Origin of the sequence: Streptococcus mitis, from assembly GCF_901542415.1 — a bacterium.
In the GTDB taxonomy this organism is placed as follows: Bacteria; Bacillota; Bacilli; order Lactobacillales; family Streptococcaceae; genus Streptococcus; species Streptococcus mitis_BL.
This window is the reverse complement of the sequence record NZ_CABEHV010000004.1, coordinates 1,765,082-1,777,338: the sequence shown is the minus strand read 5'-3', so window position 1 is coordinate 1,777,338 and position 12,257 is coordinate 1,765,082. Positions and strand designations below refer to the sequence as shown.

Annotated in this window: 8 protein-coding genes; all 8 read right to left on the bottom strand. The window is 42.8% G+C overall.

Translation table 11 applies throughout. The features are described from left to right. Positions 1-30: 30 nt before the first annotated feature. The 8 genes from FQT24_RS09235 to rpoB all read right to left on the bottom strand — a co-directional run bounded on the left by FQT24_RS09235 (position 31) and on the right by rpoB (position 12,104). Positions 31-1,287: a competence/damage-inducible protein A gene (locus tag FQT24_RS09235; protein WP_143952810.1), complete on the bottom strand. Its 1,257-nt coding sequence runs from the start codon at positions 1,285-1,287 to the stop codon at positions 31-33. 93 nt (positions 1,288-1,380) lie between these two features. Beyond that, the gene (gene lytR / locus FQT24_RS09230; RefSeq protein ID WP_143952809.1) at positions 1,381-2,433 is read right to left on the bottom strand and encodes a glycopolymer--peptidoglycan transferase LytR; all 1,053 of its coding nucleotides are present in this window, start codon (positions 2,431-2,433) and stop codon (positions 1,381-1,383) included. Between the two features lie 7 nt (positions 2,434-2,440). Then, on the bottom strand, positions 2,441-2,959 hold the full coding sequence (locus FQT24_RS09225; RefSeq protein ID WP_143952808.1) for a GNAT family N-acetyltransferase: 519 nt from the start codon (positions 2,957-2,959) through the stop codon (positions 2,441-2,443). Further along, positions 2,949-3,392, bottom strand: coding sequence for a tRNA (adenosine(37)-N6)-threonylcarbamoyltransferase complex ATPase subunit type 1 TsaE (gene tsaE / locus FQT24_RS09220; RefSeq protein ID WP_143952807.1), 444 nt, complete (start codon positions 3,390-3,392; stop codon positions 2,949-2,951). The genes FQT24_RS09225 and tsaE overlap by 11 nt, the downstream gene beginning before the upstream one ends. 95 nt (positions 3,393-3,487) lie before the next feature. Further along, positions 3,488-4,120 carry a competence protein gene (locus tag FQT24_RS09215; RefSeq protein ID WP_260666578.1) on the bottom strand — a complete coding sequence of 211 codons (633 nt, stop codon included), beginning with the start codon at positions 4,118-4,120 and terminating at the stop codon, positions 3,488-3,490. 131 nt (positions 4,121-4,251) lie between these two features. Next, the gene (gene ndk / locus FQT24_RS09210; RefSeq protein WP_143952806.1) at positions 4,252-4,674 is read right to left on the bottom strand and encodes a nucleoside-diphosphate kinase; all 423 of its coding nucleotides are present in this window, start codon (positions 4,672-4,674) and stop codon (positions 4,252-4,254) included. A gap of 108 nt (positions 4,675-4,782) precedes the next feature. Further along, the gene (rpoC, locus tag FQT24_RS09205; RefSeq protein ID WP_185952566.1) at positions 4,783-8,460 is read right to left on the bottom strand and encodes a DNA-directed RNA polymerase subunit beta'; all 3,678 of its coding nucleotides are present in this window, start codon (positions 8,458-8,460) and stop codon (positions 4,783-4,785) included. Between the two features lie 32 nt (positions 8,461-8,492). Continuing rightward, positions 8,493-12,104: a DNA-directed RNA polymerase subunit beta gene (gene rpoB, locus FQT24_RS09200; RefSeq protein WP_143952805.1), complete on the bottom strand. Its 3,612-nt coding sequence runs from the start codon at positions 12,102-12,104 to the stop codon at positions 8,493-8,495. Between the last annotated feature and the right edge of the window lie 153 nt (positions 12,105-12,257).

The following is a 12,257-nucleotide window of genomic DNA, read 5'->3' as shown; positions in this document are numbered from 1 at the left end:
CCTTAGACCTATCTACTATTATATCAAAAGTTAGTCACTTAATAAAGCCTTGCGAACTAGGTTAAAGGCATGCATAACCGCAATGTGACGTACATCTGCTCGGCTTCTACCTCCAATATTCACCTTGATAACCTCAGTTCCTTTCTCTTGAGCCAATCCTATGAAGACTGTCCCAGCCGGATGCCCTTCTAGACTGTCTGGCCCTGCTACTCCAGTCAAGCTAATACCAAAATCAGACTGGGTCTTACTTCGTGCCTGCTCAGCCATCTTCTGAGCTGTATATTCAGACACCACACCATGTTCTTCCAAATCCTTGACAGGAATATCCAACATCTTTGATTTTTCCTCCAAGCTATAGGTCACGAAACCACCCTTAAATATGCTTGAAACTCCTGAAAAATCCGCCACAGTAGCTTGGAAAAGCCCTGCTGTCAAACTCTCTGCTGCCGTGATAGTTTTCCCTTGCTTTTTCAGTTCTTCTACCACAATACTGGCTAAACTAGTCTCTTCCCCATAACCATAACAAAGTTCTCGTAAAGAAAGGCCTTCAAAGGTCTGGCGACCTAAGATTTGATTTTCCAAGATATCCAGCGCTTGATTCGCCTCTTCTTGTCTGCTAGCCTTTATTGACAAACGCAGAGTGACTTCTCCTGTCTTGGCATAAGGCGCTAAGGTCGGATCTGTTTGATTGTCAATCAAATCAGCCAAAATGGTCACTAGCTGACTTTCGCCAATTCCAAAGAAACGAAGAACTCGGGAATACAGCTTGCTCCCTGTCATCAACTTGGGTAGAAGTTGGTTTAAGACCATGGGTTTCAATTCACTTGGTGGACCAGGAAGAACGACGTAGGTCACTCCATCAACTTCTAAGATTCCTCCAACAGCCAATCCTGTTTCGTTTGGCAGTGGAGTCGCTCCTTCTACAATTTGAGCTTGTCTTTCATTATTCGGTGTTCGGGCATAGTCTGGTCTATGGGCAAAAAAGACATCCAACTTCTCCTGCGCCTGAGGATCAAAAACTAATTCTTTCCCTAAAAATTTAGCCAACGTTTGTTTGGTCAAATCGTCCTCAGTTGGCCCCAAACCGCCTGTCAAAATCACCAGACTGCTACGTTGACTGGCAATCTCAAGCAGGGACAAGAGACGAACTTCATTGTCTCCTACAGCCGTCTGAAAATAAACATCTACCCCAATCTCTGCTAGTTTTTCCGATAAAAACTGAGCATTGGTATTGACAATCTGTCCTGTCAAAATCTCTGTTCCAACAGCAATGATTTCTGCTTTCATGTTTCCTCCTACCTATCTATTCGTATTTTTTTGAAAAAATCGCAGGAAATTTCCCACGATTGATTTTTTATTTGTATCAAACAAACGAACGAACTATTCTACTTCATTTGTTACAAAGACACCTTGTTGTTGATTATCCCCATCACCAACAGGCACTCTTCCAAACAAATCTTCAAATAAGACTACATTGGTTTCAAGTTGAGTGACTTCTTCTTGGCCCAAAGAACGTCGCAATATATTCTGCATTTCCAACATGTGCTCTCTCGAAACAATCTGGTAAGAAACACCTTGCAACATCTCTCCTTCGCCCTTTAATTGTTGAGTTTCAATCGTTTTAAACGAGTCCTTGTAACCTAACAAGCTTGGAATACTCTTAGCAGACAAATCAATGTTGGTCTGCATATTAGTACTTAGAGCTTTTAAGATGGATTGGTAGTGCCTAACGCTATTTAAACTAAGAACTTTTTCAACAACCTTTTGAATGACTTCACGCTGACGCTTCTGACGTCCGTAGTCCCCTTCTGGGTCCTGGTAGCGCATACGGGAATAAACGAGAGCCTCTTCTCCATTTAGAGTTTGTTGCCCAACACCAATAGAAATGGTGTTAAATTCCTCTTGGTCACTGATAGAGATTGGGAAACCTAGTGTATTATTAACCGTAACTCCCCCTACCGCATCGACTAATTGTTGCAAACCTTGCATATTGACCATAATATAGCGGTCAATATGAATGTTCATCATCTTCTGAATAGTTGAGATAGCTAATTCTGCACCTCCTCCAGCATAGGCTGCGTTCAGTTTCGCTTCTTCGATTTGTCCATCTTTATGCTGAATTTTCGTCAAAATATCTCGCTCTAAACTCAACATCGTTGTCTTTTTCGTATGCGGATTAACCGTTAAGAGAATCATAGAATCACTATTTCCCTCCCAAGGGTCAGTTCGTTCAACATTTCCAGTATCAACTCCCATTAAAAGGATCGTTAAAGGTTCAGTCGCCTCAATAACATTGGTTTCTTCTCCAATTTTTTTATAGGTTTTTGATAAGGTTTGTGTACCTTGCTGATAAATAGTATAAGCGAAGACACCAACACCCAAAATTGTCACAGCTAGAAAAGCTAGCACCATTCCAATAATTTTTTTAACCATATTTCTATTAATCTATCAGTCTACCCATCAGGTAAACATCGATAAATTTCCCTTCTTCTATATATGCTCCACGCTCTTGGCGACCTTCAATTACAAAGCCATGCTTTTGATAAAGATGAACTGCAGCTTGATTACGAGTTTGGACAGTTAGTTGAAGTCGACGAAGAATGCCACTAGCCTGCGCCCATTCTACGACTTCTTCAAGTAACAAATTTCCCAATCCATTATTCCAATATTTCTTACCAATCACAATAAAGAGATCTCCAATATGACGAACTCTCTTGCGTTGATCAGCTGTGATATTTACAAGACCAGCAATTTCATCATTCAGTAAGGCCAGTAAAGTGATTTGATTTTCCGAGTGAGCCTGTTTATCCAAAAATAACTCCATCTCAGTATCTGTCATCAAAATACCATCCCTGTCCAGACTGGTAAAATCTGTTTCTACACTAACACGATTTAAAAATGATACTAAGGCAGCCGCATCTTCAACCTCTGCTTCCCTAATGAGCAATTCATACTCCATGTCGAAGCTCCTCTAAGAGTTTTTCTGCACGTAACCCCTTGGCTTTGAAGTTTAATCTGCGACCATCTTCCTCTTTTAGAATTTCCAATTCTAAATAAGTATCTGGTAAGGCATCACCTAAAAGATGTCCCCACTCAATGACAGTTACCCCACCACCAAAGAGAAACTCATCCAAATCAATAGAATCAGCATCCCCCTCAATACGATAAACATCTAGGTGGTAAAGAGGAAGACGACCTTCATACTCTCTCACGATAGTATAGGTTGGACTTTTAATCATCTGAGAAATCTGTAAACCTTTAGCAAGTCCCTTAGTAAAGGTCGTTTTACCTGCTCCAAGTTCTCCAGTTAGAATTAAGACATCATTCTTCTCTAATAAACAGCCCAAACGTTCACCTAAGGACTGTAACTCTTCTTCGCTTTTAGTGTACATATTTCTATTATACCAAAAAGTTATTCTTTGTCGAGATATTATCTGTGAAGTCCATATTATAAATTGTAAAACTTATCCCAGTTCATATTTTGATTTCAAAATAGAAACAACAAGAAAACGACTAATAATATATCTCTCATCAAGTGGCTATAAAATGAAACTTCCCAGCGAATGACTTTTGGCACCAACAGTCCTAGAAATAGCATTCCCAAGGCAATATAAAATGTCATGGATAATATTGACCAAGGATTTCTGAGTACGATTAAAATAGCTAATCCACTAATAAAACAGATTTGCTTTTTACCCAAAATCTTTTTCAAGACATATACATACTTCTGAATTGGCAGAAAGACTAACAAATCAATACCAAATAAGAAAAAGAAACTCGGTAGAAAGACTTCCACAAACTCTTCACCAGTTGTCCTTCCTGTAAGAAGATATTCTATGATAATCAAAGCTAAACCTAAAACATTTACCAATAGCAACAGAGTATACAAGAATTGCTGTCTATCTTCTTTAAAAACTGAATAATGTTGATTTCGCTGCCCTCTATAATAGTTTAGCCCTGCTCCAATGCTCGCAAGGAGCAACATACCCACTAAATAATAGAAGCAGTTTTGATTTAACATCAAGGACCAAGTCGATAAACTTAAACAAGAACAGCTACTAAGACCAAAAACTGTCAGCAATAGCAAAGCTCGAATTTGCTTTTTCATTCTTTCCATCATTCTTCCTCCCTTACTTGCTCTTATTATATGCTAGAAATCCTCACCATTGCTAGAATATTTCTCAACTGTCCGTTTTCTACTCTAAAATGCAAAAAAGTTTGATGCAAGTAATCCTTACATCAAACCTTTTGCTATTTTTCCTTAAACCAAAGAGCAATTTCTCGCTTAGCTGACTCTTCTGAATCTGAACCATGTACAACATTTTGGATAACTTGGTTTTCTCCAGCAGCTTTTGCAAAATCACCTCGAATAGTTCCTGGTAAAGCTTCTTCTGGACGAGTTGCCCCCATCATAGTTCGCCAAGTTTCAATTACTTTGGGACCAGAAATGATACCTACAAGAACCGGTCCTGAAGTCATAAATTCACGAATCGGTGGGTAAAAACTCTGACCAACCAAGTCCTGATAGTGCTGGTCAATCAACTCTTCTGAAACCTGTGAACGCAACTCCAATTTTTCAATTGTAAATCCACGTTGTTCGATCCGTTTCAACACTTCACCCACTAGTCCTCTTTTTACACCATCTGGTTTAATGATAAAGAATGTTTGTTCCATACCCGTCTCCTTTGTCAGCTTCTTTCTTTTATTTTACCACATTTCATGGAAAAATGGAGAAAGTTTTCAGAAAAGAGAAAGAGAACCCGAAGGCTCTCTCATTCTCTTTTATTCTACTGTTTCTTCCACAGTTTCAACGGCAGTATCCACAACTACTTCTGTTGCTTCTTCGTTTTCTTCTTCCTCTACTGGAGGGTTAAGGTATTCTTCTTCGTTGATAGCATGTGGTTCAAGGTTACGGTAACGGGCCATACCAGTACCTGCTGGGATGATCTTACCGATGATAACATTTTCTTTAAGTCCAAGGAGATGGTCTTTCTTACCACGGATAGCCGCATCTGTAAGGACACGAGTTGTTTCCTGGAAGGAAGCCGCTGACAAGAAACTGTTTGTTTCAAGTGAGGCTTTGGTAATTCCCATAAGAACTGGGCGACCTGTCGCTGGAACTCCACCTGCGATAAGGACATCTTTGTTAGCATCTGTAAAGTCATTGATATCCATGAGGGTACCCATGAGAAGATCTGTGTCACCTGGATCCATGACACGGACTTTACGGATCATTTGACGAACCATTACCTCGATGTGTTTGTCACCGATTTCTACCCCTTGGCTACGGTAAACTTTTTGTACTTCACCAAGAAGGTAAGTTTCAACTGACAAGACATCACGAACTGCAAGGAGACGTTTTGGTTGGATAGAACCTTCTGTAAGAGCAGCACCACGCGCTACTTGGTCACCAACTTCAACACGCATACGAGCGGTAAATGGAACAACATATTCGCCTTCGCCAGTTTCACCCTTAACAAAGACTTTCTTGGTACGAGTTGACGCATCTTCTTCGATAGCAGTAACTTGTCCTTTAACCTCTGTGATAACCGCTTCCCCTTTAGGATTGCGGGCTTCAAAGATTTCTTGGACACGAGGAAGACCCTGAGTGATATCGGTATTTGAGGCAACCCCACCCGTGTGGAAGGTACGCATTGTAAGCTGTGTACCAGGTTCCCCGATAGATTGGGCAGCGATTGTACCAACTGCTTCACCAACTTCAACCGCATCACCAGTCGCCAAGTTGATACCGTAACAGTGACGGCAGACACCATGACGAGTGTTACATGTAAATACGGAACGGATAGTCACTTCTTCCACACCAGCGTTGACAATTTCACGCGCCTTGTCTTCTGTAATCAACTCATTTGGACCAATGATTACTGCACCAGTTTCTGGATGTTTAACAGTTTTCTTAGTGTAACGACCATTGAGACGCTCTTCGAGAGACTCGATCATCTCTTTTCCTTCTGCGATAGAGCGGATCAAGAGACCACGGTCAGTTCCACAGTCGTCCTCACGGATAATAACGTCTTGGGCAACGTCAACCAAACGACGAGTCAAGTAACCTGAGTCGGCTGTCTTAAGGGCCGTATCGGTCATACCTTTACGGGCACCGTGAGTTGAGAAGAACATTTCGAGTACTGACAAACCTTCACGGAAGTTTGAAAGGATTGGCAATTCCATGATACGTCCGTTCGGAGCAGCCATCAGACCACGCATACCGGCAAGCTGTGAGAAGTTTGAGATATTACCACGGGCTCCTGAGTTCATCATCATAACGATTGGGTTCTTAGGATCTTGGTTGGCAATCAAACGTTTCTCTAGTTTTTCACGAGCAGCACGCCATTCAGCTGTAACAGCATTGTAGCGCTCGTCGTCTGTGATCATACCACGACGGAATTGTTTTGTGATTTGTTCTACACGTTTGTGTGATTCTTCAATGATTTCAGCCTTGTCATCAACGACTGGGATATCGGCAATACCCACTGTCAATCCTGCAAGAGTTGAGTGGTGGTAACCGAGGTTCTTCATACGGTCAAGTAGGGCAGAAGTTTCTGTCGTACGGAAACGTTTGAAGATTTCAGCGATGATATTTCCAAGGTTTTTCTTCTTGAATGGAGGGTTGAGTTCAAGTTTGCTGATTGCTTCCTTGATATCTCCACCAAGTGGCAAGAAGTATTTAGCTGGAACACCTTCTGTCAAGTTGGCATTGTTTGGTTCTTGCAAGTATGGTAGTCCCTCTGGCATGATATCGTTGAAGAGAATTTTACCAACTGTTGTAAGCAAGACCTTGTGTTTTTGCTCTTCTGTCCATGGTTTGTTAAGGCTGTCAGTTGCGATACCAACACGTGAGTGGAGGTGAACATAACCATTGCGGTAAGCCATGACAGCTTCATCACGGTCTTTGAAGACCATTCCTTCACCTTCACGACCAGCTTCTTCCATGGTCAAGTAGTAGTTACCCAAAACCATATCCTGAGATGGAGTAACAACTGGTTTACCATCTTTCGGGTTCAAGATATGCTCAGCAGCGAGCATGAGGATACGAGCTTCTGCTTGGGCTTCTTCTGAAAGCGGTACGTGGATGGCCATTTGGTCCCCGTCAAAGTCGGCATTGTAGGCTTCACAGACAAGTGGGTGCAAGCGAAGGGCCTTACCATCAATCAAGACAGGCTCGAAGGCTTGGATACCCAAACGGTGAAGAGTCGGTGCACGGTTAAGAAGCACTGGATGTTCTTTGATCACTTCTTCAAGGATATCCCAGATGCGTTCGTCTCCACGTTCCACCAAGCGTTTAGCTGCTTTGACGTTTTGCACGATATCACGAGCAACGATTTCACGCATGACAAATGGTTTAAAGAGCTCGATTGCCATTTCACGCGGCACACCACATTGGTACATCTTAAGTGTTGGACCAACGGCGATAACGGAACGTCCTGAGAAGTCAACACGTTTACCGAGCAAGTTTTGACGGAATCGTCCTTGTTTACCTTTCAGCATGTGGCTCAATGATTTCAATGGACGGCTACCTGGTCCTGTAATTGGACGACCACGACGACCGTTGTCAATCAAAGCGTCAACCGCTTCTTGAAGCATACGCTTCTCATTTTGAACGATGATACCTGGTGCATTCAACTCAAGCAAACGAGCCAAACGGTTGTTACGGTTGATAACACGGCGGTAAAGGTCGTTCAAGTCAGATGAGGCAAAACGGCCACCATCCAACTGCAACATTGGACGAAGATCTGGTGGAATAACCGGAAGGATATTGAGAATCATCCATTCAGGTTTGTTTCCAGACTTGTAAAAGGCATCCAAAACATCCAAACGACGGATTGCTTTGACACGTTTTTGTCCAGTCGCTGTTTTCAACTCTTCTTTGAGTTCAGCAATTTCTTTTTCAAGATCTACTTGTTTCAAAAGGTCTTGGATGGCTTCGGCACCCATCTTGGCAACGAATGATCCATAACCATACTCACGCAAGCGCTCACGGTATTCACGCTCTGTCATGATAGACTTGTGCTCAAGTGGTGTATCCTTCGGATCAATCACCACATAAGCTGCAAAGTAGATTACTTCCTCGAGGGCACGAGGGCTCATATCAAGGGTCAAGCCCATACGGCTTGGAATTCCCTTGAAGTACCAGATGTGAGATACAGGAGCTTTTAACTCGATATGCCCCATACGCTCACGACGAACTTTTGTACGCGTTACTTCAACCCCACAACGGTCACAAACAATCCCTCTGTAACGAATGCGTTTGTACTTACCACAAGCACATTCCCAGTCTTTTGTAGGACCAAAGATGACTTCATCAAAGAGTCCTTCACGTTCTGGTTTCAAGGTACGGTAATTGATTGTTTCAGGTTTTTTGACTTCTCCATAAGACCATGAACGGACTTTGCTTGGAGAAGCTAGGGTGATTTGCATACTTTTAAAACGATTTACATCAACCACTATTTCTTCCCTTTCTATTCTAAGTGAACTGCTTATTCTTCTTCAGCAGCTTCTTCTGTTGCTTCCGCTTTTGTTGCTTTCTCAGCTTCTTCAGCTTCAAAGGCTGCTTTAGCCTCTTGGGCTGCTTTTTCACGGGCTTTTTCAAGGTCATCTACGTGGATGACATCTTCGTCCATTCCTTCATCCAAGTCGCGAAGCTCCACTTCTTGGTCATCTTCGTCTAGGACACGCATGTCAAGACCAAGAGATTGCAATTCTTTGACAAGAACTCGGAAGGATTCTGGAACACCTGGTTTTGGAATTGGTTTTCCTTTTGTAATAGCTTCATAAGCTTTCAAACGTCCGTTGATATCGTCAGACTTGTAAGTCAAGATTTCTTGAAGGACATTTGACGCACCGTAGGCTTCAAGAGCCCAAACCTCCATCTCACCGAAACGTTGTCCACCAAACTGAGCTTTACCTCCGAGTGGTTGTTGAGTAACAGTTGAGTAAGGTCCGACAGAACGCGCGTGCAATTTATCGTCAACCATGTGGTGGAGTTTGATCATGTACATGACTCCGACAGAAACACGGTTATCAAACGGTTCACCAGTACGTCCATCGTAAAGGATCGTCTTGGCATCGCTATCCATACCTGCTTCTTTAACGGTTGACCAAAGATCTTCAGAACTTGCTCCGTCAAAGACTGGTGTTGCAATGTGGATACCAAGAGTACGGGCTGCCATACCAAGGTGGAGCTCCATAACCTGACCGATATTCATACGTGATGGCACCCCAAGTGGGTTCAACATGATATCGACTGGAGTTCCGTCTGGAAGGTAAGGCATGTCTTCTACAGGAACGATACGAGAGACAACCCCTTTATTTCCGTGACGTCCGGCCATCTTATCTCCGACCTTGATCTTACGTTTTTGAGCGATGTAGACGCGAACCAGCATGTTAACACCTGATTGCAACTCGTCTCCATTTGCACGGGTAAAGATTTTAACATCACGAACGACACCATCGGCACCGTGTGGTACACGAAGAGAAGTGTCACGTACTTCACGAGACTTGTCTCCGAAGATAGCGTGCAAGAGACGTTCTTCAGCTGAAAGGTCTTTCTCACCCTTAGGTGTTACTTTACCTACAAGAATATCGCCTTCTTTAACCTCAGCACCGATACGGATAATCCCCATTTCGTCAAGGTCTTTAAGGGCATCTTCACCAACGTTTGGAATTTCACGCGTAATTTCTTCAGGCCCGAGCTTTGTATCGCGCGTTTCTGATTCGTATTCTTCAAGGTGGACAGATGTGTAGACATCGTCTTTAACCAAGCGTTCGCTCATGATAACGGCATCCTCGAAGTTGTAACCTTCCCAAGTCATGTAGGCAACGATTGGGTTTTGTCCAAGCGCCATTTCCCCATTTTCCATAGAAGGTCCGTCAGCGATAAAGTCGCCTTTTTCAACGACATCGCCAACTTTAACAAGCGTACGTTGGTTGTAAGCAGTACCTGAGTTTGAACGACGGAATTTTTGGATGTGGTAAACGTCCAATGAACCATCTTCACGGCGTACTTCTACCTTATCAGCATCTGCGTAAGTAACTTTACCATCATACTGGGCAATCACAGCCGCTCCAGAATCGTGGGCTGCTTGGTATTCCATACCAGTACCAACGTAAGGCGCTTTTGGATCAATCAATGGCACAGCCTGACGTTGCATGTTGGCTCCCATGAGGGCACGGTTGGAGTCATCGTTTTCCAAGAAAGGAATACATGCTGTCGCAACGGCAACTACCTGTTTTGGTGATACGTCCATGTAGTCAACAACATTAGCTGGATACTCTTGGTTGACCCCTTGGTGACGTCCCATGACAACTTTCTCAGCAAATGTTCCATCTTCATTCAGACGAGAATTAGCCTGTGCTACAGTAAATTCATCTTCTTCATCGGCTGTCAACCAAACGATTTCGTTAGTAACAATACCTGTTTCACGGTCAACTTTACGGTATGGTGTTTGAACAAAACCATATTTGTTCAAGTGTCCGTAAGATGACAAGTTATTGATCAAACCAATGTTAGGTCCTTCAGGTGTCTCGATTGGACACATACGGCCGTAGTGAGTGTAGTGCACGTCACGTACTTCATATCCAGCACGGTCACGTGTCAAACCACCAGGTCCTAAGGCTGACAAACGGCGTTTGTGAGACAACTCAGAAAGTGGGTTGTGTTGGTCCATGAACTGTGACAACTGTGATGAACCAAAGAATTCTTTAACAGCAGCTGTTACAGGACGGATATTGATGATTTGTTGCGGTGTCAAAACTTCGTTGTCCTGAACAGACATACGTTCACGGACATTACGTTCCATACGAGAAAGTCCCAAACGTACTTGGTTGGCAAGCAATTCACCAACCGCACGGATACGACGGTTCCCAAGGTGGTCGATATCATCTACACGCCCAAGTCCTTCAGCCAAGTTGAGGAAGTAGCTCATCTCAGCAAGGATATCTGCAGGAGTGACGATACGAACCTTGTCATCTGGATTAGCATTACCAATAATAGTTACAACACGGTCTGGATCAGTTGGAGCAACAACCTTGAATTTTTGAAGAACAACTGGCTCAGTCACAACGGCTGCATCATTTGGAATGTAAACAATCTTGTTCAAATCACCATCCAAATGGCTTTCAATACTTTCAATCACGCTACGAGTCATGATTGTACCAGCTTCTACCAAGATTTCTCCTGTTTCAGGGTCTACCAATGGTTCCGCAATGGTTTGGTTGAGCAAACGTGTTTTAACATTGAGTTTTTTATTGATTTTGTAACGACCGACAGCTGCCAAGTCATAACGACGTGGGTCAAAGAAACGAGCCACAAGCAAGCTACGTGAGCTTTCAGCAGTCTTAGGCTCACCTGGACGAAGGCGTTCGTAAATTTCTTTCAAGGCTTCGTCTGTACGAGAGTCCATTGGGTTCTTGTGGATATCTTTTTCAACAGTGTTGCGAACCAATTCGCTATCACCAAAGATATCAAAGATTTCATCATCACCTGAGAAACCAAGCGCACGAACCAATGTCGTAAATGGAATCTTACGAGTACGGTCGATACGAGTGTAGGCGATATCTTTTGAGTCGCTTTCAAGTTCCAACCAAGCTCCACGGTTAGGGATAACAGTTGAACCGTAGCCCACTTTACCGTTTTTATCAACTTTATCGTTAAAGTAAACACCTGGTGAGCGGACCAACTGAGATACGATGATACGTTCACCACCATTGATGATGAAAGTACCCATTTCAGTCATGATTGGGAAATCACCAAAGAAAACTTCTTGGGTTTTAATTTCGCCTGTTTCTTTATTGATCAAGCGGAAGGTTACAAAAATTGGTGCTGAGTAGCTAGCATCGTGAATACGAGCTTCTTCTAGCGTATATTTTGGTTCCTTGATTTCATATCCAACAAATTCCAACTCCATTGTGTCTGTGAAGTTTGAAATTGGCAATACATCTTCAAACACTTCCTTCAGACCATGGTCTAGGAAATCTTTGAATGAGTCAGTTTGAATTTCAATCAAATTTGGTAAGTCAAGAACTTCTTTGATTCTTGAAAAACTACGACGGGTACGATGTTTCCCGTATTGAACGTCATGTCCTGCCAAGATGATTCTCCTTTGTAAATAAGTTCCAAGCCTTGTCAATCAGGCTTTTCTAATCGTCATATGGTTTTAAAAACCCCTATCACCGTGTCCTCTTGATGAATTTTCAGAATCTTTAAGTCTTTGTTACAAACACGCGAAATCCTGAAAAAAAGC

Excerpts from the sequence above, each read along its gene's own strand:
- FQT24_RS09235 (WP_143952810.1), bottom strand. The coding sequence starts at position 1,287 with ATGAAAGCAGAAATCATTGCTGTTGGAACAGAGATTTTGACAGGACAG.
- lytR (WP_143952809.1), bottom strand. The coding sequence starts at position 2,433 with ATGGTTAAAAAAATTATTGGAATGGTGCTAGCTTTTCTAGCTGTGACA.
- FQT24_RS09225 (WP_143952808.1), bottom strand. The coding sequence starts at position 2,959 with ATGGAGTATGAATTGCTCATTAGGGAAGCAGAGGTTGAAGATGCGGCT.
- tsaE (WP_143952807.1), bottom strand. The coding sequence starts at position 3,392 with ATGTACACTAAAAGCGAAGAAGAGTTACAGTCCTTAGGTGAACGTTTG.
- FQT24_RS09215 (WP_260666578.1), bottom strand. The coding sequence starts at position 4,120 with ATGATGGAAAGAATGAAAAAGCAAATTCGAGCTTTGCTATTGCTGACA.
- ndk (WP_143952806.1), bottom strand. The coding sequence starts at position 4,674 with ATGGAACAAACATTCTTTATCATTAAACCAGATGGTGTAAAAAGAGGA.